This window comes from Acinetobacter sp. 8I-beige, from assembly GCF_902505955.1.
GTDB lineage: Bacteria > Pseudomonadota > Gammaproteobacteria > Pseudomonadales > Moraxellaceae > Acinetobacter > Acinetobacter johnsonii.
Map to the genome: position 1 here is coordinate 185,508 of NZ_LR732790.1, position 22,251 is coordinate 207,758.

21 protein-coding genes are annotated in these 22,251 nt (G+C 43.3%); 14 read left to right on the plus strand and 7 right to left on the minus strand.

Annotated elements, in window-relative coordinates:
• Positions 1 to 25 precede the first annotated feature (25 nt).
• From GVX98_RS00920 to GVX98_RS00930, 3 genes are all read left to right on the plus strand, one after another.
• A complete protein-coding gene (locus tag GVX98_RS00920) occupies positions 26 to 1,345 on the plus strand; it encodes an MFS transporter (RefSeq protein ID WP_159127016.1) in 1,320 nt (439 codons plus the stop codon).
• A 537-nt stretch (positions 1,346 to 1,882) separates the two neighbouring features.
• Entirely contained in the window at positions 1,883 to 4,102 is a 2,220-nt protein-coding gene (gene parC / locus GVX98_RS00925; RefSeq protein WP_159127017.1) for a DNA topoisomerase IV subunit A, read from the plus strand.
• Between the two features lie 148 nt (positions 4,103 to 4,250).
• Complete coding sequence (locus tag GVX98_RS00930) at positions 4,251 to 5,930, plus strand: long-chain-fatty-acid--CoA ligase (protein WP_004978546.1); 1,680 nt, start codon at positions 4,251 to 4,253, stop codon at positions 5,928 to 5,930.
• A 46-nt stretch (positions 5,931 to 5,976) separates the two neighbouring features.
• On the opposite strand, the gene GVX98_RS00935 is transcribed toward GVX98_RS00930, so the two are convergent.
• Entirely contained in the window at positions 5,977 to 6,357 is a 381-nt protein-coding gene (locus GVX98_RS00935; protein WP_004978549.1) for a hypothetical protein, read from the minus strand.
• A gap of 107 nt (positions 6,358 to 6,464) precedes the next feature.
• Here GVX98_RS00935 and GVX98_RS00940 point away from each other — a divergent pair, with 107 nt between their 5' ends.
• Together GVX98_RS00940 and ppa are read left to right on the plus strand one after the other, a co-directional pair.
• Positions 6,465 to 6,869 (plus strand): MAPEG family protein, encoded by a 405-nt coding sequence (locus GVX98_RS00940; RefSeq protein ID WP_004978550.1) that lies wholly within the window; start codon positions 6,465 to 6,467, stop codon positions 6,867 to 6,869.
• 117 nt (positions 6,870 to 6,986) lie between these two features.
• Positions 6,987 to 7,511, plus strand: a complete 525-nt coding sequence (gene ppa / locus GVX98_RS00945) for an inorganic diphosphatase (RefSeq protein WP_114836634.1) — start codon at positions 6,987 to 6,989, stop codon at positions 7,509 to 7,511.
• A gap of 104 nt (positions 7,512 to 7,615) precedes the next feature.
• Here ppa and GVX98_RS00950 read toward each other — a convergent pair whose 3' ends face one another.
• On the minus strand, positions 7,616 to 8,962 hold the full coding sequence (locus GVX98_RS00950) for an OprD family outer membrane porin (protein WP_159127018.1): 1,347 nt from the start codon (positions 8,960 to 8,962) through the stop codon (positions 7,616 to 7,618).
• A 459-nt stretch (positions 8,963 to 9,421) separates the two neighbouring features.
• Between GVX98_RS00950 and GVX98_RS00955 the strand changes: the two genes are divergently transcribed.
• Entirely contained in the window at positions 9,422 to 10,192 is a 771-nt protein-coding gene (locus GVX98_RS00955; protein WP_159127019.1) for a TorF family putative porin, read from the plus strand.
• 346 nt (positions 10,193 to 10,538) lie between these two features.
• Complete coding sequence (locus GVX98_RS00960; protein ID WP_159127020.1) at positions 10,539 to 11,309, plus strand: TorF family putative porin; 771 nt, start codon at positions 10,539 to 10,541, stop codon at positions 11,307 to 11,309.
• A gap of 71 nt (positions 11,310 to 11,380) precedes the next feature.
• Here the strand turns inward: GVX98_RS00960 and GVX98_RS00965 are convergent, their stop codons facing one another.
• Together GVX98_RS00965 and GVX98_RS00970 are read right to left on the minus strand one after the other, a co-directional pair.
• Complete coding sequence (locus GVX98_RS00965; RefSeq protein ID WP_159127021.1) at positions 11,381 to 12,868, minus strand: YifB family Mg chelatase-like AAA ATPase; 1,488 nt, start codon at positions 12,866 to 12,868, stop codon at positions 11,381 to 11,383.
• 65 nt (positions 12,869 to 12,933) lie between these two features.
• Positions 12,934 to 13,161 (minus strand): accessory factor UbiK family protein, encoded by a 228-nt coding sequence (locus GVX98_RS00970; protein WP_004692854.1) that lies wholly within the window; start codon positions 13,159 to 13,161, stop codon positions 12,934 to 12,936.
• 275 nt (positions 13,162 to 13,436) lie between these two features.
• Here GVX98_RS00970 and glnK point away from each other — a divergent pair, with 275 nt between their 5' ends.
• The 7 genes from glnK (at position 13,437) to GVX98_RS01005 (ending at position 19,637) form a co-directional block, all read left to right on the plus strand.
• A complete protein-coding gene (gene glnK, locus GVX98_RS00975) occupies positions 13,437 to 13,775 on the plus strand; it encodes a P-II family nitrogen regulator (RefSeq protein ID WP_004281042.1) in 339 nt (112 codons plus the stop codon).
• 59 nt (positions 13,776 to 13,834) lie between these two features.
• Positions 13,835 to 15,238 (plus strand): ammonium transporter, encoded by a 1,404-nt coding sequence (locus tag GVX98_RS00980; RefSeq protein ID WP_159127022.1) that lies wholly within the window; start codon positions 13,835 to 13,837, stop codon positions 15,236 to 15,238.
• Between the two features lie 150 nt (positions 15,239 to 15,388).
• A complete protein-coding gene (gene nrdR, locus GVX98_RS00985) occupies positions 15,389 to 15,847 on the plus strand; it encodes a transcriptional regulator NrdR (protein WP_004692852.1) in 459 nt (152 codons plus the stop codon).
• Positions 15,848 to 15,861: 14 nt separating this feature from the next.
• On the plus strand, positions 15,862 to 16,965 hold the full coding sequence (gene ribD / locus GVX98_RS00990; protein WP_159127023.1) for a bifunctional diaminohydroxyphosphoribosylaminopyrimidine deaminase/5-amino-6-(5-phosphoribosylamino)uracil reductase RibD: 1,104 nt from the start codon (positions 15,862 to 15,864) through the stop codon (positions 16,963 to 16,965).
• A complete protein-coding gene (locus GVX98_RS00995) occupies positions 16,962 to 18,260 on the plus strand; it encodes a DNA adenine methylase (RefSeq protein WP_004692850.1) in 1,299 nt (432 codons plus the stop codon). Before ribD ends, GVX98_RS00995 begins: the two co-directional genes overlap by 4 nt.
• A 23-nt stretch (positions 18,261 to 18,283) precedes the next feature.
• Positions 18,284 to 18,943 carry a riboflavin synthase gene (locus GVX98_RS01000; RefSeq protein ID WP_159127024.1) on the plus strand — a complete coding sequence of 220 codons (660 nt, stop codon included), beginning with the start codon at positions 18,284 to 18,286 and terminating at the stop codon, positions 18,941 to 18,943.
• A gap of 145 nt (positions 18,944 to 19,088) precedes the next feature.
• Positions 19,089 to 19,637 (plus strand): VTT domain-containing protein, encoded by a 549-nt coding sequence (locus GVX98_RS01005; protein ID WP_004692848.1) that lies wholly within the window; start codon positions 19,089 to 19,091, stop codon positions 19,635 to 19,637.
• An 85-nt stretch (positions 19,638 to 19,722) separates the two neighbouring features.
• Here the strand turns inward: GVX98_RS01005 and GVX98_RS01010 are convergent, their stop codons facing one another.
• From GVX98_RS01010 to GVX98_RS01020, 3 genes are read right to left on the minus strand one after another with little or no spacing between them, the layout of a single operon-like run.
• Entirely contained in the window at positions 19,723 to 20,358 is a 636-nt protein-coding gene (locus tag GVX98_RS01010; protein WP_126038657.1) for a hypothetical protein, read from the minus strand.
• Positions 20,359 to 20,389: 31 nt separating this feature from the next.
• Positions 20,390 to 20,797 (minus strand): DNA polymerase III subunit chi, encoded by a 408-nt coding sequence (locus GVX98_RS01015; protein WP_159127025.1) that lies wholly within the window; start codon positions 20,795 to 20,797, stop codon positions 20,390 to 20,392.
• A complete protein-coding gene (locus GVX98_RS01020; RefSeq protein WP_159127026.1) occupies positions 20,790 to 22,238 on the minus strand; it encodes a leucyl aminopeptidase in 1,449 nt (482 codons plus the stop codon). The genes GVX98_RS01015 and GVX98_RS01020 overlap by 8 nt, the downstream gene beginning before the upstream one ends.
• Between the last annotated feature and the right edge of the window lie 13 nt (positions 22,239 to 22,251).

Genomic DNA, 22,251 nt, shown 5'->3' on the forward strand with positions numbered 1-22,251 from the left:
TTTTTCCCGCTTTAGAGGCCGAGCTATGGATTTAGTTTCTCGCATACAACGTTTACCGGTCAGTAAATTTCACTACACCTTGTTGTGGGTCATTGGCTTGGGCTGGATGTTCGATGCCATGGACACAGGGCTGATTTCTTTTATTTTGGCAAAAATGGCCGAAGACTGGCACATGAGCCCAACCGAAAAAGGTTGGGTGGTCTCCATTGGCTTTGTCGGAATGGCGATTGGTGCAGTGTGTTCAGGGGGCTTGGCCGACCGCATCGGACGTAAAACAGTTTTTGCCGCGACCCTAGTGATTTACAGTTTAGCGACGGCAGCCTGTGCCTTTGCCCCGAACTTAACGTGGTTATTGGTGTTTCGTTTTATTGTGGGTTTAGGCTTAGGTGGACAGTTGCCAGTAGCGGTGACCTTGGTTAGTGAATACATTCCTGCGCAGGTGCGTGGGCGTTTTATCGTGCTGCTAGAAAGTTTTTGGGGCTTAGGTTGGCTTTGCGCTGCATTGGTGGCGTATTTTGTGATTCCAAAATTTGACTGGCATATGGCCTTCTTAATCGGTGGAATTCCTGCACTGTACGCCATTGTGATTTGGTTCAAAGTGCCTGAGTCAATTCCTTATCTCATTAACCGAGGTCGTATTGTGGAAGCGCATGCTTTGGTGCAGCAGATTGAACGTCAATGCGGTGTGGAAGTGATCGAGCATATCGTTGTTAAACCGGTGGCAGAGAAAAAGACCGTGTCTTTTACCCAGCTCTGGTCGGGGGCATTTGCGCGTAGAACCTTGATGTTATGGTTGATTTGGTTTGGTATTGTCTACTCGTATTATGGCATTTTTACATGGTTACCGAGTTTGCTGGTGAAGCAGGGGTATAGCATTGTTCAGTCTTTTGAATATGTCTTGGTGATGATTTTGGCACAGCTGCCAGGCTATGTGGCCGCAGCATGGCTGGTCGAAAAGCTGGGACGTAAAGCAACCTTGGCTGGTTTTATTGGCATGTGTGCAGTTTCCGCGTATTTCTTTGGTCAAGCTGACACTGTGAGCATGATCATGTTCTGGGGTTGTTTGATGTCATTCTTTAACCTCGGTGCATGGGGCGTCTTGTATACCTATACCCCAGAGCAATATCCAACCAATATCCGGGCTTTTGGTTCGGGTTGGGCATCAGCCATTGGTCGTATGGGCGGCATTGTCGCACCGATGGTGGTGACACATATGATGGTACAGAGTAATGGATTTAGTGCGATTTTCATGATGTTTACCGCAGTGTTGCTTGCGGTTGCAGCGGTAATTTTGATTTTGGGTGAAGAGACCAAAGGCAAAACATTGGAAGAAATTGGACTGTAATTTAGTCCGCGCTGAAGATTGAGAGTCAGATGTGCTGAGACTCTCAGTCTTCAATACACTTCAACATAAAATCTAGATGATAGATTTGAAAATAACCGATAACAAGATCCAACTCAGCAATAAAAAATTCAATCTGCTCGGCCAAAATGTGGCTTCTCAACGTTGCATTTTGATAAAAGTTAGCCCCGTGTATGATGAGGCTATTTAAAATAGCTGCGACTTGATTGATGTGATCTACCCAATTGGTTGTGTCGCATTTTGGGCGCGGATGCCCCGATTTTTTTGTCGATCGTATCGATCAAGTTGAGAAGACTGAAGTTGCTTAACCATTTTCATTGATGAGCAGAGATGAACACAGGAACTGAACTTCAAAATAATTAGTTGCTCATTTTAAAAAAAATGGATAATTTTACGACACTAGGAACATCTAAAGACGCAATTTGTCGTAGTGGTGTACGCTTTCACTTGTATAGGCAGAGCCTGCGACATAGCATAAGAACTTAAACAAAAAACGATTAATTAGGATGACAGGTTGTTATGACGAACCTTGCGCATCAAGCGACAGAAAACCGTTCCGTAGCAGAATTTACTGAACAAGCATATCTCAATTACGCCATGTACGTGATCATGGATCGTGCCTTACCGCATATCAGCGATGGTTTAAAACCTGTACAACGCCGTATTGTGTATGCCATGAGTGAATTGGGGCTGAAACACAGTGGTAAACCCAAAAAATCTGCGCGTACCGTTGGCGATGTACTCGGTAAGTATCACCCGCATGGTGATTCGGCCTGCTATGAAGCGATGGTGCTGATGGCGCAGCCTTTTAGTTATCGTTATCCATTTATTGAAGGTCAAGGTAACTGGGGTTCTCCCGATGATCCGAAATCATTCGCGGCGATGCGTTATACCGAAGCCAAATTATCTCAGTATAGTGAAGTGCTTTTGTCTGAACTGGGACAGGGGACTTGTGACTGGCAGGACAACTTTGATGGTTCGATGAAAGAGCCAGTGACTTTACCTGCACGTATTCCGAATATATTGTTAAATGGCACCACAGGCATTGCGGTTGGTATGGCTACGGACATTCCACCACACAACCTGCGTGAAGTCGTGAAAGGTACCATTGCCTTAATTCGCAATCCAAATTTAAGCGACGAAAAAGTCGCAGAATATATTCCTGCACCCGATTTGCCGACCAAAGCAGAAATTATTACGCCGCCTGAAGAGTTATTAAAAATACAAAGTACAGGTCGGGGCAGTTACCGTATGCGTTCGGTGTATCGCATCGAAAAAAATGAAATTGTGATCACGGACTTGCCTTATCAAGTGTCAGGCTCGAAAGTTATTTCGCAAATTGCAGATCAAATGCAGGCGAAAAAACTGCCTTTGGTGAGCGATGTGCGTGATGAATCGGATCATCAAAATCCAACCCGTTTGGTAATTGTACTGCGCTCAAATCGGATTGATGCTGAAGCGGTGATGAGTCACCTTTTTGCCACCACTGACCTTGAGTCGAGCTATCGGGTCAATATGAACATGATTGGCGCGGATGGCCGTCCACAAGTGAAATCGATTCGTCGTATTTTGCTGGAGTGGATTGAAATTCGAAAGGAAACCGTCACCCGTCGTCTGCAATATCACCTGAATAAAATTGAAAAACGCTTACATATTTTGGGCGGTTTGATTATTGCCTATTTAAATATTGATGAAGTGATTCGTATTATTCGTGAAGAAGAACAGCCCAAAGCGGAGTTGATGTCACGTTTTAATATTGATGATATTCAGGCTGAAGCCATTTTAGAACTCAAGTTACGTCATTTGGCTCGACTTGAAGAAATGGAAATGCGCCGTGAGCAAGAAGAGTTAGAAGCCAAAGCTGCACTGATTCGTGAACAGTTGGCCAATCCAGAGTCTTTAAAAGCTTTGATCATCAATGAACTCAAAGATGATGCGAAAAAATACGGCGATGACCGTCGTTCACCAATCGTGCATCGTGCAGAAGCGACGGCGATGAGTGAGCAAGACTTCATGCCTGCTGATCCTGTGACTGTGGTGTTGTCTGAAGCGGGGTGGATTCGCTCAGCCAAAGGTCATGAAGTTGATGCCGAAAACCTGAACTTCCGTGCAGGCGATCAATACCTCAGTCATGCGCAAGGCAAATCTAATCAGCGCGTGTATGTGCTGGATGAGTCAGGGCGTAGTTATGCACTAGCCATTAATAGCCTACCTTCCGCGCGTGGTCTGGGCGAACCGTTGAGTTCAAAATTGTCTCCAGCCAGTGGCGTTGGTTTTAAACAAGTCTTCATTGCTGATGATGAAGCCAAAGTCGTGGCGCTGAGTAGCAAAGGGTATGGTTTTAAAACACAGGCAAAACAGTTAGATACCAATGCAAAAGCAGGGAAAGCCTTCTTAACTTTACCTGAAAAAGCCACAGTCATGCCGTTAACCAGTGTTGATCAAGCCACCCATTTGGCCTTATTGACCTCAACGGGTCGTTTGTTGATTTTAGAGTTGTCAGAGTTACCTATTTTGAATAAAGGTAAAGGTAATAAATTGATACAACTTGAAGAGAAAGATCAAATTGTATTCATGACAAGATTAACGCTAGATGAAATACTGCAAGTCGTTGCAGGACAGCAGCAATTAAAATTGAAGGGTGATGACTTGCAAAAATACATAGGCAAAAGAGCATCAAAAGGGCAGTTATTACCACGTGGTTATCAAAAAGCAAATAAACTGTTAGTTCAGAGATAAAACTAGCATCCATTGATCAAAATACGTTATATATGGTATGTATGCGGGAAATGGATGCAGTATTAAGCAACAGAAGTTAAATAAAGAGCGCTTAATATTGAGAACAATAGTTGAAATTTAAGGATTACTGATAGGAGAATCGGGCGATATGGAAAAAATTTGGTTCGCAGAATACCAAAAAACGGGGATTCCAGAGACTGTAGAATTGCCACCAGAAAACACGTCATTAGTAGATGTTTTTGAACGAAATTTCCAAAAATTTGGCTCTCGTGATGCTTTTATCTTTATGGATAAAGTGCTCACTTTTAATGAGTTAGAAGAAGCAAGCCGTAAATTTGCAACGTATTTACAAAGTTTGGGTCTAGCAAAAGGCTCACGTGTCGCTGTAATGATGCCGAACGTTCTTCAGTATCCTATTGTTGCTTTGGGTGTATTCCGTGCAGGTTTAGTACTGGTTAACGTCAATCCACTGTATACCGCGCGCGAACTTGAACATCAGTTAAATGACTCGGGTTCAGAAGTTTTGGTGATCATCGAAAACTTTGCCTCTGTTTATCAAGCGATTAATGGTAAAACGCCAGTTAAACATGTCGTGATTGCCTCTGTAGGTGACATGTTAGGTGCATTAAAAGGCACACTGGTGAACTTTGTATTACGTTCAGTGCGTAAGCAAATTCCAGCATGGAATATTCCTGGCCATATTCGCTTTAACGCAGCGATGTCGAAAGTCAGCGCGAGCAATTATAAGCGTCCGAACTTAACGTTAAGTGACACAGCCGTGCTTCAGTACACGGGCGGCACTACAGGGGTATCTAAAGGTGCAGAACTGACACATCGCAATCTTGTGGCGAACATGTTGCAGTGTGATGGTATTTTCCAAAGTAAATTTGGTGCACAAGACGGTCAGCCTGATGACCGCATTTTCTGTGCATTACCGCTATATCATATTTTTGCGTTCATGGTTTGTGCGATGTACGGTATGTACAAAGGCCAAGCCAACGTTTTGATTCCAAACCCGCGTGACTTACCTGCGGTGATGAAAGAGTTACGTAAATACCAACCATCATTCTTCCCAGCAGTGAATACGCTATTCAATGCTTTAGTGAACAATGAAGAGTTTAAGCAACTCGACCACAGCAAATTGAAAATGGCGATGGGCGGTGGTATGGCTGTCCTTCCTTCTACCGCAGAAGCGTGGAAGCGAATTACGGGAACCAACATCATTGAAGGTTATGGTCTATCTGAAACTTCACCTGTGGCAACGGCAAATCCGCCAGCGTCAGAAGAGTTCAGTGGCACAATTGGTATTCCATTGCCATTAACTGAAGTTGCAATTTTGGATGATGATGGTAAGGAAGTTGCACTGGGTGAACAGGGTGAGATTTCAATCCGTGGTCCACAAGTGATGCGTGGCTATTGGAACCGTGCAGATGAAACAGCTAAAGTGATGACTGAAGATGGTTTCTTCCGTACGGGTGACATTGGTGTCATGGACGCTCGTGGTTATATTAAAATCGTAGACCGTAAAAAAGACATGATTTTGGTGTCAGGCTTTAACGTTTATCCTTCAGAAATTGAAGAAGTGGTTTCAAAGCATCCTAAAGTGCTGGAAGTAGCTGCCATTGGTGTACCTGATGAAAAATCAGGTGAAGTACCAAAACTGTTTGTGGTGAAGAAAGATCCATCTTTAACTACAGAAGAAGTCTTGGCCTTTGCGAAAGAGAACTTAACGGGCTACAAACGTCCGCGTTATGTTGAATTCTTGGATGAGTTACCGAAATCAAACGTAGGTAAAATCCTACGTAAAGATTTACGTAAAACAGCTTAAGTTCAAATAAAAAAAGCGCCGTCAGGCGCTTTTTTTATGTTCAAATTTAATTTTTCATTAACCAGCGATCAATATAGGGACGGCCAATACCCAAGATGCCAACAAAGGTCAGCATCGTACCGCACTGACGACTAAAGGCTGGGAAAGCAAAACTACCGAAGCTCAGGACATTATCGATCAGACAATAGACGGTCACTACAAGCAACCAAGACCATAGGTTTTGACGTTTAATCCCAACCATCCAAAATGCAATGATCAGCATGACCAGTGTGCCAAGAGTCGAACCAATATTCATATTGGCACAAATGACTGCCAATAAAAATGCAGTAACGGGAAGCACAATCTTTAAAACACGATCCACTTGGCGTTGATGTTGACGCTGAATTTCGAGCACGTCGAACATTTCTTTTTGATCAGGGCTAGCCATGCTGGAGTCTCATCGGCAAATTATAAAAACACTATAATTTAACCAAATTTATCCTCGGAATGCCATGCTATGATAGCCTTCAAAATGATCTTGATGAGAAAAAACCAATGCAAAGCATTAGCGGGATTATTTATCTCATTTTAATTGCTTGTTTATTACCGTACGTATTTACAATCATTGCTAAAAAAGCAGCAGGATTTCGCGCCAAAGATAATCAACATCCGCGTGAATTTCTCGCCAAGACGACTGGTCTGGCAGCACGTGCTAATGCAGCACAACAAAATAGCTTTGAGAGTTTACCGTTATTTATTGCAGCCATCTTAATGGCTGAATATATGGTGATTCCGCAAGTGGTCACCATGACGTTTGGTATTGCCTACCTTGTCTTTCGTGTGCTGTATGGGATTTGCTATTTAGCCAACTGGTCGACACTCCGTACGATCGTTTGGCTCTTGTCACTATTGTGTCCTATTTGTTTATTATTGTTGGTCATTCGACTGACGATGGGCTAAGCGCGAAACATACATATTTTCACCCAGTGGATGTATAATCGCAGAAATATTTTTTTCTCAAAAACCGTTATAATCGATGCGGTTTTTAAAAGATTTAACTTGTTAAAGAGTGATGTTATGAGCTACAGCAATATCCCTGCGGGTAAAGATGCACCGAACGATATCTACGTGATCATCGAAATTCCTGCAAATGCAGCACCAATCAAATATGAAATTGATAAAGATTCGGATGCACTTTTTGTAGATCGTTTCATGGGTACAGCAATGTTCTACCCAGCGAACTATGGTTATGTACCAAACACCTTGTCTGAAGATGGTGATCCATTAGATGTACTTGTTGTAACGCCACATCCAGTTGAACCAGGTTCAGTAATTCGTTGCCGCCCTGTGGGTAAATTGAACATGGAAGATGACGGTGGTATCGATGCGAAATTGATCGCAGTTCCACACGACAAATTAACACCAATTTATAAAGATATTAAAGAGTATACGGATCTTCCTCCGTTACTGATCCAACAAGTTGAACATTTCTTCGCGCACTATAAAGACTTAGAGCCAGGGAAGTGGGTTAAATTAACAGGTTGGGAAGGTTCTGAAGTTGCTAAGCAAGAAGTGCTTAAAGCAATCGAAGCAGCAAAATAAGCCTGTCTGTGAAGCCTCAATTGAACTGTGTTTGATTGTAGGCTTCAATAAAAAAACCTGCACATTGTGCAGGTTTTTTTATTAGATTAGCTTTTCCGTAGAAATTAGAAGAATTTCACAGGAATGTCTAACCAAACACGCCATTCGTTGGTGTCACCAATGTAGTTACCAGCTTGATATTCGTCGCTCGCACGGTAATACGAGTGACGTAAACGTAAGCTTGCATCTTTAGCAAAACCAGATTGAACGGTATATTTTACTTGGTTAAAGAATTCACGCTCAGTAGCATTGTCTACAATCAATTGTGAACGGTTGCTTAAGTCTGCAACATCAATATCCCAACCATAAACATATGCAGTTGTCCAGCTTAGGCCAGGAACATTTAAGCCTGCAAAGTCATAGGTATATTGAAGTTGTACAGACTTTTCATCGTTACCGATGAAGTCTGAAAGGTAAGAGTTTGGTAGGTAAATAGTCTGATGACCATCACCCACACCTTTACCCAAACCATAGTCATAACCAGTATTACCAGTGTTTTGTTGGTAAGCCATCATGACATTATGGTTACCTGTGTTATAGGTTCCAGAAATAGCCCAAATATTGTTGCTTAAGTCGGTTAGATCACTGGTCGTATGCGAGTATGTATACGCACTGCCATCAGCTTTAGTATCCCATTTTGTATGGTAACCACTGAAGTCATAGGTCAATGAGCTATTGTTCACAAGCGCTTGTTTATAGTTGGCATTCACATAATGACGATCTAAACGGTCTTTGATGTCAGTACCAAAATAAGATGCATTGAGTGCATCATTAAATTTATACTTTGCACCCCAAACTACAGCACGATCTAATTCATTACCATCACTTTTGATTTGGTCTGAATATTGGTTCTTGGTAAATTTACCTGCAGTTAACTCAAGACCGTTAATTTCACGGCTTGTTGCTAACACACCTTCAAAGTATTCAGGCACTAAACGTGCAGTGTTACTTGCCAGTACAGGTAAGTCTAGAACTTGTGTACCATAACGCACTTCAGTATTTGAAATACGTGCTTTTACGATACCACCACCACGTGCCCAATGGTCATATGCAGAGCCGTCTGGGTGCTGAGGGATCATGCCATTACCAGCATTATTGTTATCACCAAGCTTAAATGAAGCATCGCCAATAATACCAACACCAAAACCAACAATACCCTTGGTATAACCAGATTCGAATTTAACCATCGCGGTTTGAGCTGCAGAACTTGTATCGTCTACTTGTTCTTCTAAGCCCGTAGTATTGTCACGGTAGTTGGTTTTATCACGATTTAAATAACCAGTACGAAATAACACTGATCCTTCAGCGTCCTCAACGAAACCTTTAGATTCACTTTGCTCACTCGCAAAAGCTGTTGATATAAGTGCAGTTTGTACTAAAACTGCTAATGCTAATTTTTTTGTGTTTTGCATTGGGGAGCGAACCTTATACAAATTGGATGGAAAGAGAACAGCAATTGTATAAGTAATCGCTGAAAAATTGTCATTTTTATTTAACATATTCAACTAAAGTAATGCATTTTTTTGTAAGTGATATGTTTGAAATATTTTTATTTTGGTTAAAATGTTTGGTTTAATAAAATAAATCTTTATAAAACATCAAATTATTTTTCTCTTCTTCATTCTGTTTTTTGATATGTATCGCAGAATATAATATATAGACTGTGAAGTCGTTTTAGCCTATGAATCAAAGGTTTCAGCTATTTCTGGGCTTTTGGAATCAGCTCAAAATAACCCATAGCCAGATTGGCAAACGATGAATTACACAGCAGTTGTCTAGGAAAAATTGACCCATTGTTAAAAAATAGCTTTAAAATTTATGGGTATGGAATCAGTAAATGATTCATGTCTAAAGAGATTTTGAGAGCTTAAATGCATAAGAATTCACATAAAATTGCACTATTTTTAATTTTTTTCACTGGCAGTATGTCGGTCAACGCAAGTGAGCCCCAGCAACAAAGCTCAGAAGGTGGACTCAGTGGAAGCCTTGCTGTGCTCAGTCAGTATATCTATCGTGGCGGTGTTGAGAATGATCAGCCTACCCTGCAGGCTGGGCTTGAGTATGAACATGCATCGGGTCTGTATGCAGGTTATTGGGGTTCGACACTGAATTATGATGCCGCGGATATCAGCAAAGATCACGGTGTTGAGCATGACTTTTATATTGGTTATGCAGGCACACTCAGTCCAGATTTAAGCTACCGCTCACATATTGTGACTTATTTATATAATGATGGCGGTTCGGTCTATAGTGAAGATCGCACAGAACGCCGAAGTACGACTGGAGCGGAGTTTGTAAATAGTTTGAGCTATAAAGACTTTGATGTAGGCGTCACGGTGGCTTTAGTGGATGTGAGCTATGCCAATGCAGGCGATACCTATTTAAGCCTTGCACATCATTATGCCCTTCCACAAAACTTTCAATTCAATAGTTCAATTGGTGCATCGATTTATCGTCAGCAGGATGATGCCATACTTACTACAGAGAAAAAGTTTACTGTTAATGAAGTTCGCTTAGGGCTGAGTAGACCCTTTGCAGAGACAGGTATCGAGATGTCTGCGGATTATATTTATGGTGTACATAATCGTATGGGCGAGGATTTAGAAGACCATCTGGTACTGGGTTTAACTTACAACTTCTAAATGTTGTAGATATGAAAAGTGCATCCGTATCGGTTGGGGATGCACTTTTTTTATGCACTTAAAAACGTACGTTCCAAAGATGAGTCTCAAAATAGCGCATATTGTAAACAATTATGTTTGGTTGAGGAGCTTGAGTTCAATTCACCGCGAAGATGTTTGGCGATCAAATTGAGTGTGAGCGCAATTTTCTATATTTTACATAAATTAAATAAAAACAATTATTTAAAATAATATTGGAAAAGTTGTGTCTGATGTTGAATTGAATGTGGCATAGCTATTGCTAATACCTACATGAGTTTATCGAAATAACCAAAAAACGTCGGATACGATGTGGGGGAATCAAACAATGAAATTTGCACTTAAAGCATTATCTTTAGCTGTGGTGGCATCAGCTTCTACATTCACTTTCGCAGATGACGAGCCAGCATTACCGTTTGGTTTCTCTTTTAGCGGAAGTGCTGCTGTAACAACCGACTATCGTTTCCGTGGTTTAACTCAAACCCAAAATGATCCAGCGGTACAAGCGGGTTTTACTTTGGCACATGACTCAGGCTTGTATTTGGGTCTTTGGGGTTCAAATGTTGATTTTGGCGAAGGTTCACCGAGTTTAGAACTCGATCCATCGATTGGTTTTGCAACAACATTAGAAAGCTTTGCCAGCAAGCCAGTGCTTGATGTGGGTATGGTGTACTACAACTATCCAAGCGCAGATGATCTGAACTGGTTAGAGTTTTATGGCAAATTAACCTTTGCGAGTGTCTTCACTGAAGGGGACAGTCTACTGACCAATGTGAACTATACCAATGACTATGTTGCAGCAGATACAGACAGTTGGAACATCAATGCTGGTTATGCGATTCCATTTGGTTCAACGGGCTTTGGTGGTGTCACGAATGTGGGTTATACCGTGGTGAGTGATGAAGATAAATATTCATTTGGTGATGATGACAATTATGTCGATTGGAAAGTGGGTGTGACCTATGCATTCCAGTCTATTCCTGGCGCAACAGCAGAATTGGCAGCGGTAGGAACCAATATTGATACTGATGATCTGGATCATGCGACAGCACGTGGTGTAGAAACAGGTGCAGTATTTACTTTAACTAAAACTTTCTAAGTTTTAGCATCTTCAAAACCCCTCTAGCCCTTAGGGCTAGAGGGGTTTTTCTATGTGGAGTTTAGCGACTTTTAGGCGTTTTGTTGTCGGTAGGAGAGAGCTTCGGTCAAATGTCCTGTTTGGATGTGCTCTGACTGGGCCAAATCTGCAATGGTTCTGGCCACTCTTAAAATACGGTGATAACCCCGAGCAGACAAATTTAAACGCTGTTGTGCTTTTTCAAAGATTAAAGCCGCTTGTCCATCTAGCGGTGCGAATTGTTCGAGTTGTTTGGGTGATAATGCCATATTGAGACAAGCTTGGCGCTGCATTTGCCATTGATAAGCTTGAATCACGCGCTCACGTACAGTCGCCGAGTCTTCCACGGCTTGTGTGTCTTGCAATTCAGAAGCATGCAAGGGTGGTACATCAATATGTAAATCAATTCGATCCAGCAAAGGCCCTGAAATGCGGTTTTGGTAGCGCTTAATCGCCTCGGCTGAGCACTGGCAACGGCTATCTTGATTAAAAGCATAACCACAGGGACACGGATTCATTGCGGCAATCAGTTGGAAATTGGCTGGAAAGGTGATTTGCCGTGAAGCACGTGAAATCACAATCTCTTTGGCTTCAATCGGCTGTCTTAAAACCTCCAAAACCTTGCGGTCAAATTCAGGCAATTCATCTAAAAACAGCACGCCTTTATGTGCCAAAGTGATTTCACCGGGTTTGGGTTGTGATCCACCACCGACTAAGGCAACCGCAGAAGCTGTATGGTGCGGTGCACGAAATGGCCGCTGCCCAAAAGGATGTTGATGATTGGCCACCGAGTAAATACTTGCCACTTCCAAATTCTCTTGCGTGTTCAAGGGCGGTAGAATGCTGGCTAAACGTGAAGCCAATAGGGTTTTCCCTGTTCCTGGCGGTCCTTTAAATAGCAAAGAATGACCACCTGCTGCCGCAATCTCTAAGGCACGTCTCGGACGTAGTTGACCTTTAACATCGGCCAAATCAAATTTGTAATGTTGGGAGGCTTTTAGCGCCGTGGGTTGAAACTGTTGGATGAGATGGTTTTGCGACAGATGCTCACAGACTTGTTTTAAATGTTGCGCTGCAAATACTTGAAAATTGGGCAGTTGAGAGGCTTCTTGCGCATTGGCCTCAGGTAAAATCAGTTGATGTCCAGCTTGCTGGCAGGCAATCGCAATACTTAAAGTACCTGAAATTGGTCGCAGTTGCCCATCAAGTGCCAACTCACCTATAAATTCAAAATTTTCAGTTCCTTGTTCGGGGAGCTGACCAGAGGCAATTAAAATACCCAGTGCAATAGGCAAATCCAGTCGTGAGCTGTCTTTGGGCAGATCTGCGGGCGCAAGGTTGATGGTGAGGCGTTTGGTCGGAAACTGAAAGCCACTATTGATAATGGCGGAGCGCACCCGATCTTTGCTTTCCCGAACGGCTGCTTCGGGAAGCCCCACAATGGTTAAAGAGGGTAGCCCTTGGCTCAGATGAACTTCAACTTCAACCGAAGGTGCGTGTAAACCGAGCAAAGCTCGAGTGTAAATTTTGGCAAAAGACATCTTTTGTTCCATTATAGTGCATTATTTTAATTCGTTATGCGTCTTTTGTTGCACCAAACAGGTGCTCATTTTTTGTTCTGAATGCGTAACTCTAAAGCTTCCACTTGTTTCAATAAGTCATTTAAACGCAAATTGGCATTATTCAGTGCAGTACGTTGACGTTCAATTTCATCTTTGGAAACCAAATCCATCTTGGTGACTGCTTCATTGAGCAGTGCGCGTAAATTATGTTCTAAGTCTTGTTTAGGTTGTTCGACTTGTTCCAGTATGGCTTGTAATAAAGTTTCAATCATTTCTATATCCAACAGTTGGAGAAGTGACAGCAGTGTACCATTGCTGCTTCTGACTCTATAGCCTTTCAGATGAAATATGATTTCATCGATTGTAAAAAAATCATAAATCTTCGACTAAAAAACCTGAATTTTGAAGCTCAAAACGCATTTAAATGTATAGAATAGGGTATAAAGAAAACTCATGTCAGACTTTCTTTTCCCCCCAACCTAAGAATTTTTGGCATGAAATTTGAACATAAAACCTTACTGGTGAAATAAGCCGAAGGAAAACAAACATGAAGCTCGTAACTGCAATTGTAAAACCGTTTAAATTGGATGATGTGCGTGAAGCACTGTCTGAAATTGGTGTTCAAGGGATCACGGTAACTGAAGTCAAAGGCTTTGGTCGTCAAAAAGGTCATACTGAACTTTATCGTGGCGCTGAATATGTTGTTGATTTCTTACCAAAAGTAAAAATTGAAATCGCGATCAGTGATGAAATGGTCGACGCGGTGATTGAGTCAATCACACGTGTGGCTAGTACAGGAAAAATTGGCGACGGTAAAATTTTCGTCACAAATTTAGAGCAAGTCATCCGTATCCGTACAGGTGAAACAGGTGCCGATGCCGTTTAATTTGGCATGAAGTTTGCTGAGTAACACATAACTCGCACAAATTAGGTTGGGGGATACGAATGAAAAAGATGCTATTCGCGCTGAGCTTATCTGGCGCACTTTTAGGTGGTTCTGTTGCTTGGGCTGAAGAAGCAGCAACAGCGCCAACTCCATCAGAACAAGTCACAGTGGTTGAAACAACGGATGTGGCTGCTCCAGCGGTACAAGCGGTTGAAGCCGTTGCTGCTCCAGTAGAAGCACCCGCACCTGCAGAAGAAGAACCAACATTAGACACAGGTGATACGGCGTGGATTTTAGTCTCCACAGCACTGGTTTTATTAATGACCATTCCAGGTTTAGCGTTATTCTACGGCGGTATGGTTCGTAAGAAAAACGTCTTAAGCACCATGGCGCATAGCTTTGTTGCTGCGGCAGTGGTGAGTATTGCATGGGTCATCATTGGTTATACATTGGCCTTTGGTGAGGGTAATGCCTTTATTGGTGGCTTAGATAAGTTCATGCTGACTGGGATTACCACAGATGCACTCACAGGAACGATTCCTGAAGTTCTATTCGTTATTTTCCAAATGACCTTTGCCATCATTACCGTTGCCATTATTAGTGGTTCAATTGCAGAACGGATGAAATTCGGCGCATTTATCGCTTTCATCTCGATTTGGGTAGTCGTGGTCTATGCACCAATTACTCACTGGGTATGGGGCGGTGGTTGGTTAGCAAATGATGGCGCACTCGACTTTGCCGGCGGTACCGTTGTACACATCAACTCAGGTGTGGCAGGTTTGGTTGCTGCATACATGCTCGGCAAACGTATGGGCTTAGGCCGTGAATCAATGGCTCCACACAACTTGGCATTAACCGTTGTGGGTGCAAGCCTACTGTGGGTCGGTTGGTTTGGTTTCAATGGTGGTTCTGCATTGGGCGCAAACGGCTCAGCAGGTTATGCATTGCTTGTGACTCAAGTAGCAGCAGCAGCAGCGGCAATCTCTTGGTTAATTACTGAAAAAGTTGCACGTGGTAAAGGTTCAGTACTTGGTGCTGCATCTGGTGCGGTTGCTGGTCTGGTAGTGATTACACCAGCAGCAGGGTTTGTGACTGTCGGCGGTGCACTGGCGATGGGTTTAATCGGTGGTGTGGTGTGCTTCTGGGGTATCAGTGCCTTGAAACGTGCTTTAAAAGCCGATGACTCTTTAGATGCGTTTGGTTTACACGGTGTGGGTGGTATCGTGGGTGCAATCTTAACGGCATTCTTTGCAAGCGATTTCATCATGGGCGACAAAGCACCAAGTGATGTGATGCATCAACTTTGGGTTCAAGTTGAAGGGGTATTGGCAACGATTGCATACTCAGCAGTATTAACCTTCCTTATCTTAAAAGTGATTGATCTGGTGATTGGAATTCGCGTTGAATCTGATGATGAACGTATGGGCCTAGACTTGAGCCAACATGGCGAACGTGTGGACTAATCAATAGAATAATAAATAAACAGTATAATCAATATATTGTGTGAAACAGCCCGAAAGGGCTGTTTTTTTCTATATCTAGCGTAAAACTCTACAAAACACCGAATTTTTGCTACACTCTAAAACCATTCAAATTTGTTCAATTTAACCACTATGCATTGTCCATTTTGCAACGCTGAAGACAGTAAAGTGATCGACTCACGTTTGGCCGCTGAAGGTTGTCAAATTCGTCGTCGTCGTGAATGTATTAGTTGTGGTGAACGATTCACAACCTTTGAAAGTTATGAAGTGGTCATGCCTCGTGTGATCAAGTCGGATGGCAAAAGTGAACCTTTTGATGAAGCAAAATTGCGTCGTTCCTTGATGCATGCTTTACAAAAACGTCCCGTGACGCAAGAGCAAATTGAAACCGTCTTGAGTGATATTCAGCTGCAAATTCGCCGTTTAGGTGAGCGTGATGTGAAATCACGTACCATTGGTGAAATTGTTATGCAATCTTTATTTTCATTGGATCATGTTGCGTATGTGCGTTTTGCATCGGTCTATCAAGACTTTCAAGATGTCGATGCCTTTCGTCACCAAATTGAACAAATGCAACAACGTGAACATTAAGCGAGTTGGCATCCATGTCTGAATTACAGTCTAGTGCTTTACACGCTGACCAAGCTTGGATGAAACAAGCGATTGTTTTAGCACTGCAAGGTCAATACAGCACCAAGCCAAATCCAAATGTAGGCTGTGTCATTGTGAAAGATGGGCTGTTGCTGGGGACGGGTTATCACCCTAAAGCGGGTCAGCCACATGCAGAAGTTTTTGCGATGCGTGAAGCGGGCGAACAGACCCAAGGCGCAACGGCTTATGTCACTTTAGAACCTTGTGCGCATTATGGGCGTACACCGCCGTGTGCCAAAGGTTTGGTCGAGGCAGGTGTGGCGCGTGTTGTGATTGCTTGTCCAGATCCTAACCCCTTGGTGGCCGGTAAAGGGGTACAAATTTTAAAAGAAGCAGGCATAGAGGTCGATGTCGGCATTTGCCAAACCGAAGCGCATCAGTTGAATGCGGGCTTTTTAAAAGCCATGGCTACTGGCATGCCTTATGTGCGTTTAAAAGTTGCCTCTAGTTTAGATGGTCGAACAGCGATGGCTTCGGGTGAGTCGAAATGGATTACAGGCCCAGCAGCACGGTTGGATGTCCAGCATTTTCGTGCCATTTCTGGTGTCGTGATCACGGGGATTGAAACCGTATTGGCCGATGATCCTCAGCTCAATGTCAGACAGCTTCCGAGTGTTGCGGATCTGACAACGGTTGTACAACCGAAACGTCTGGTGTTGGACCGTCAAGGCCGCTTGCCGCTGACGGCTCAAATTTTACAACAGCCTGATACTGTGATGGTGATGGGGCCTTATCGTCAAGCATTGGCTGATTTAGGCGTGCTACAGTTTGCTGTACAACCTTTAGATCAGTTATTAAAGCAGTTGGTTCAATCACATCAAATTTACGATGTCATGGTTGAAGCGGGTGCAACGTTATCGACGGCTTTTTTACAAGAAAAGTTGGTCGATGAAATGATTAGTTATGTAGCACCGACCTTATTGGGTCAGTCTGCACGTGCAATGTTCAATGCTGAGTTTTCTCAGATGGCAGAGCAACTCCGCTTTAAGCTTATGGATGTCACACAATTGGGTGACGATGTGCGCTTAACGCTTATCCCTTCTCAAGAGTCATTATGAGTTCAGAGTCTACGGTTTATCATAAACGTCGTCACGCGGCACGTACCACCGATGAATATCTATTTCATCAACTTGTTCCTTATTTGGGGAATAAGCGCCGTCTGTTGCATCTGATTTTAGAGGCACTCGAGAGTACAGGGACTTTAAACCGTGCAGATGGTCGTGCGCCTATTTTTGCTGACTTCTTTGCAGGTTCGGGCGTGGTCTCGCGTTTGGCGCGTCAAAATGGTTATCGCGTGATTGCCAATGACTGGGAACCGTATAGCCATGCGTTGAACCATGCCATCTTGGCTTGTACCGAAGCGCCTGCATTTAAAGAGTTGGGTGGTTATCAAAAAGCCATTGATTATTTAAACCGCTTGCCTGAAGTTAAGGGCTGGGTAACGCATAATCTGTGTCCGCGAAATGATGAGATTTATGATCCAAGCCGAGATCGTTTGTTCTTCAAACGTCGCAACGGCATGCGTATCGATGCGATTCGTCAGCAAATTGCCACATGGCAGGCACAAGGGGCAATCGATGATGTGGAGATGTCTGCTTTACTGGCACCGCTGCTGTATTCTGCAAGTTTTGTCAGTAACACTTCAGGTGTCTTTAAAAGCTTCCACCACGGTTGGGGGGGTAAAACCCAAACAGCGCTAGAGCGGATTGAATCCTTACTGTGGTTGACTCCAAGCCGTTTTAGTGAAGTGGGTGATAATAAGCAAAAGAACCCGATGGCTGAAATGTGGTGTGTCGATGCGCAGCATTTGGCCAACCAAATGAGTAGTTTTGAGGTCGATGTAGCCTATCTAGATCCACCCTATAACCAGCATGCCTACAGCAGTAACTATCATGTTTTAAATGCTTTAACACTATGGGATCAGGTAGATTTACCAACACCAGACACCAAAGGTTTTAAAAGCGGAATTGACCGTGCGTGGCGCAAAGAGCGTCCGAGCCCTTATAACTCGTCAAAGTATGCCAAAGAGGCATATGAAAAATTACTGTCCACCATCAATGCACGTTACATTCTGACCAGTTATTCAACCGATGGTAATATTGAAGCGGGGGACTTGCTCAAAGCCAATTTGGAGCGAGGTCGCGTGACTTTATTAACGCAGGATGTACCGCGTTATCGCGTGAGTAAACAGCGTCAGTCTGAGCGTGCGCGTGTGTTAGAGTTTATTGTGATCACTGATACACATGCCAAGTCAGGTCCGCCAATTCGTCAGCTGCTTGGGCAGTTGTACCATTATGCCGAATTGGGTGGGGTCGATACATCTGGGGTCACGACACAGTTGGCGCTGTGGTAAAGATATAGAGGTAGAAATAAGAAATGTTTACAGGGATCATTGAAAGTCTGGGCACAGTTGAAAGCGTACAAAATGTCGGTGGCGATGTGCGGTTACGCATTGGTACGGATCTTGATATGTCAGATGTACATTTGGGTGACTCGATTGCCACCAATGGCATTTGCCTCACGGTGATTGACTGGGGTGAGCACTGGTATACTGCCGATGTCTCACGTGAGAGTTTGAACCGAACCACACTGACCCACTGGAAAGTTGGCCAACGTGTAAATGTGGAAAAGGCGATGTTGCCCACCACACGTTTTGGTGGACACATTGTGTCAGGTCATGTTGATGCTGTGGGTGAAATCACCGTTGTGCGTGAAGATGCACGTTCGCTTTATTTTGAAGTGACTGCGCCAGCCGAAATTGCACGTTACTTGGCAGAAAAAGGCTCGATTACGGTCGATGGGATCAGTTTGACCATTAATCATTTGCGTGGGCGTATTTTAAGCCTCAATTTAATTCCGCATACGGCTGAACGAACCAACATTGGAACGTGGAAGGCAGGTAGTCAAGTGAACCTTGAAGTGGATGTGTTAGCACGCTACATTGAACGGCTGATGATGGGTGATAAAGCTGCGGAAACTCCCTCACAATCTAAAATTAGTTTAGACTTTTTGGCACAAAATGGTTTCTTGAAATAGAAAAATCGTTTAGATTGCAGCAAGAATAGACAAAAGATGAGCTCCCTATTTGCCCAAAATGAGGGAGTTTTTCTTTTGAAATGAATAGGTAAGCAATTGAGTATGATGAAAGATAGTACGCAGTTCATTGCACGGATAGGTGACAATGATTGATTTTTTTCTCCATCTAGAACAATTATTGCCCGTACTGCTTGCAGAATACGGCCTTTGGATTTATGCGATTCTTTTTCTGATTATTTTTGCAGAAACGGGCTTCGTTTTTATGTTCTTTTTGCCGGGTGACAGTTTACTAATTGCCATTGGTGCCTTATGTTCCAGCTCGGATTTAATCCATATCCATACCATGGGTATTTTGATGATGATTGCTGCGGTATTGGGTTATATCGTCAATTATTATACGGGTCAGAAGCTGGGCTTTAAATTTGCCCATCAGCATTCGCGTTGGCTGAAACCCGAATATATGATGAAGACCAATCAATATTTCTTAAAGCATGGCGGTAAAACCATTTTAGTGGCACGTTTTATTCCTTTTGTACGTTCTTTCGCCCCTTTTGCTGCGGGCGCAGGGCATATGAGCTTGGCGACTTTTATGTGGTACAACGTGACTGGTGGCCTGATTTGGATTGGTAGTTTGTTGGCGATTGGTTATGGTGTGGGCAATACTTTATCGTTTATGGTTGATGTGTTGGTTTGAGATCGAGACAGACCACATCAGCCGAGCAAAACAAGGGTGCATAAAAAAACTCACCGAAGTGAGTTTGAGTGGAAGCCTAGGCCTGTTAAGCAGAATTGGACACCACTTCATCAGAAAAGTTTGAATTTTTTAAAATATAGTTAATTTCCTCTTGAGCCGCGGCTTGTAGCTTACTGCGATAGCTGGCGACGGACTCTTCAATTAAGGTTTCCGCTTCAAGCTCTAAACGTAAACGCACACTTTCTAACTCAGACAAAATTTGTGAATCATCAATGCCAAATTTACCTTTGGCATAGTCCAGAGCTTGTTCAGGCGTTTTCTCATAGCGTGCGGTGTAGCTCGAAATTTCCTGATCGACACTTTGACGCATCACATTTAAAGCTTGGGTTTGCTCATTGAACTGACGGATTTCGTCTTTTTTGAGGCTTTCCGCATAAGCTTCCTGCGCTGCGCGTTTATCTGCCAGTGATTTTTCCAACGCTTGTTGTTTACGAATTCGCGCTTCTTCAATCAGCTGTGCTTTCAGATCGGCATACGCTTGTTCAATTCGTTGGGTCGAGACAGCTTGAGCGCGTTGGTCTTGTTCAATCCAACTGTGTAAACCTGTTTCAGGTTTGAGTACATCGCAGACGCGACTCAGGTCATCAATAAAGGCCTGACGAACAGCATCAGGTACATTTAACCAGCGCTGTTTAAAATCTGGACCAACATTCAATGCCACTACGCATCTCCTTATTTAGACGGGGAATCATTTAAAGCTTGAAGGTTCGAGCTTCAACCCCGAGACGTCTATATTGTTTAAATTTTTCACGACCTTGTTGTTTGGCCGATTCGTTATTTTCAATAATTTCTATAATGTGGCTAAATTTTTCGAACTGTTCAAGAGCTTGATCGTTAAAATTGAACACAATCCAATCGGATTGCTCAGGCAGTTGGGCTGAGATACAAATGCGCGCATCGATTTGATCAATGCCATGTGGAATAAAGCTCGTGTCATCAAAACTCCACAAACGTTCATCCAATTGCTGTTGTAGTTCAGGGTCGCTTGCATACAGCCAGATTCGCACTGGCTGACGCAAGATTTTTCGACATAAACGACAAGCACTTTCGACTTGTCGTTCAGGACTTTGTTCAAACAGATAAAAGCTAATATTAGCCATTAGACTGCGCACGATGAGCTAAGAATTGCATCAATAAGGGTACTGGGCGACCGGTTGCTCCTTTATTGGCACCCGAGTTCCATGCTGTACCTGCGATGTCCAAATGTGCCCAGCGGTAATCACGGGTGAAACGTTGCAAGAAGCACGCTGCAGTTACCGCACCAGCTTTAGGCCCGCCAATGTTGGCAATATCTGCAAATGGAGAGTCTAACTGTTCTTGATAGTCATCAATCACAGGCATGCGCCAGACGCGGTCAAAGCTATTTTGACCTGCTTCAGACAGTTCGGCCGCCAGTTTGTCGTCTGGGGTAAACATACCCGTTAAGACTGAACCGAGTGCCACGACACAGGCACCCGTTAATGTTGCAATATCAATGACCAGTTCAGGGTTAAAGCGTTTTACATAGGTTAATGTGTCGCACAGCACCAAACGACCTTCTGCATCGGTATTTAAAATTTCAACGGTTTGACCGCTCATGGTGCTCACGATGTCACCCGGACGTGTAGCTTTGCCTGAAGGCATATTTTCAGCTGCAGCAATCGTACCTACGACATGAATGGCTAAACGCGATTCACATAGAGCACGGAGTGTCCCTAGAACCGATGCTGCACCACACATGTCATATTTCATTTCATCCATACCAGCGCCCGGTTTCAATGAAATGCCACCTGTATCAAAGGTGATTCCTTTACCGACCAAGACCACTGGGGCTTCAGGACGTTCAGCTTGATACTCAAGGGTAATAATACGGCCTGGGCGGTCTGAACCTTTGCTCACCGCAAGGAAGGAATGCATGCCCAGATCAGCCATTTGCTGCTCATCAAGGACATTAACACGGAGTAGGTCAGGATATTGGGCTGCCAGTTCTAAGGCTTGCTCTGCCAAATATTCAGGGAAGCAGATATTGCCCGGACGGTTGCCTAAGTCACGAGCAAAGCTTTGACCAGATTGCACGGCTTCAATCAATTTAAGTTGAGAAGCATTCAGCGGCGACTCGGCGGCAATCAGGCTGATCTGTTCAAGTACGTTGTCGGCTTTTTTCGATTTGAATTCATTAAAAGCATATGCCGCTTGCGTCAAACTGAGGGCAAATAAATAATGGAGTTCAGTTGGAAGGGCTGAAAGGTCAAGGCTGATGTGTTTGAATTTTTTTTGTGAAGCTTTGATAATAGTTTGAGCAATTTTCACCAGCTTTGCTGCTTGTAATTCAGCGGCTTTACCCACCCCGACCAAGGCTGCATTGGGGCTTGTTGGAATTTGACCAATGAGGCTCAAGGTTTCATTGAATGCGGCTTTAAACTGAGTCGCTTCAATTAAGTTGTTTAAATCATTAATTTGATAAGCATTTGCAAGGTGTTGCGTGTTTTCAGAATCTACTAATATCAACAAAAATTGGCTAGACGTATTCTCTGTGAATGACGTATTAATAGAGAGTTTCATAAGTTTTATTTAA

Excerpts from the sequence above, each read along its gene's own strand:
- GVX98_RS00965 (WP_159127021.1), bottom strand. The coding sequence starts at position 12,868 with ATGTCTTTTGCCAAAATTTACACTCGAGCTTTGCTCGGTTTACACGCA.
- GVX98_RS01005 (WP_004692848.1), top strand. The coding sequence starts at position 19,089 with ATGATTGATTTTTTTCTCCATCTAGAACAATTATTGCCCGTACTGCTT.
- GVX98_RS00980 (WP_159127022.1), top strand. The coding sequence starts at position 13,835 with ATGAAAAAGATGCTATTCGCGCTGAGCTTATCTGGCGCACTTTTAGGT.
- GVX98_RS00950 (WP_159127018.1), bottom strand. The coding sequence starts at position 8,962 with ATGCAAAACACAAAAAAATTAGCATTAGCAGTTTTAGTACAAACTGCA.
- ppa (WP_114836634.1), top strand. The coding sequence starts at position 6,987 with ATGAGCTACAGCAATATCCCTGCGGGTAAAGATGCACCGAACGATATC.
- GVX98_RS00970 (WP_004692854.1), bottom strand. The coding sequence starts at position 13,161 with ATGATTGAAACTTTATTACAAGCCATACTGGAACAAGTCGAACAACCT.
- GVX98_RS00935 (WP_004978549.1), bottom strand. The coding sequence starts at position 6,357 with ATGGCTAGCCCTGATCAAAAAGAAATGTTCGACGTGCTCGAAATTCAG.
- GVX98_RS01015 (WP_159127025.1), bottom strand. The coding sequence starts at position 20,797 with ATGGCTAATATTAGCTTTTATCTGTTTGAACAAAGTCCTGAACGACAA.
- ribD (WP_159127023.1), top strand. The coding sequence starts at position 15,862 with ATGTCTGAATTACAGTCTAGTGCTTTACACGCTGACCAAGCTTGGATG.
- GVX98_RS00920 (WP_159127016.1), top strand. The coding sequence starts at position 26 with ATGGATTTAGTTTCTCGCATACAACGTTTACCGGTCAGTAAATTTCAC.
- GVX98_RS00930 (WP_004978546.1), top strand. The coding sequence starts at position 4,251 with ATGGAAAAAATTTGGTTCGCAGAATACCAAAAAACGGGGATTCCAGAG.
- nrdR (WP_004692852.1), top strand. The coding sequence starts at position 15,389 with ATGCATTGTCCATTTTGCAACGCTGAAGACAGTAAAGTGATCGACTCA.
- parC (WP_159127017.1), top strand. The coding sequence starts at position 1,883 with ATGACGAACCTTGCGCATCAAGCGACAGAAAACCGTTCCGTAGCAGAA.
- GVX98_RS00960 (WP_159127020.1), top strand. The coding sequence starts at position 10,539 with ATGAAATTTGCACTTAAAGCATTATCTTTAGCTGTGGTGGCATCAGCT.
- GVX98_RS01020 (WP_159127026.1), bottom strand. The coding sequence starts at position 22,238 with ATGAAACTCTCTATTAATACGTCATTCACAGAGAATACGTCTAGCCAA.
- GVX98_RS00940 (WP_004978550.1), top strand. The coding sequence starts at position 6,465 with ATGCAAAGCATTAGCGGGATTATTTATCTCATTTTAATTGCTTGTTTA.
- GVX98_RS00955 (WP_159127019.1), top strand. The coding sequence starts at position 9,422 with ATGCATAAGAATTCACATAAAATTGCACTATTTTTAATTTTTTTCACT.
- GVX98_RS01000 (WP_159127024.1), top strand. The coding sequence starts at position 18,284 with ATGTTTACAGGGATCATTGAAAGTCTGGGCACAGTTGAAAGCGTACAA.
- glnK (WP_004281042.1), top strand. The coding sequence starts at position 13,437 with ATGAAGCTCGTAACTGCAATTGTAAAACCGTTTAAATTGGATGATGTG.
- GVX98_RS00995 (WP_004692850.1), top strand. The coding sequence starts at position 16,962 with ATGAGTTCAGAGTCTACGGTTTATCATAAACGTCGTCACGCGGCACGT.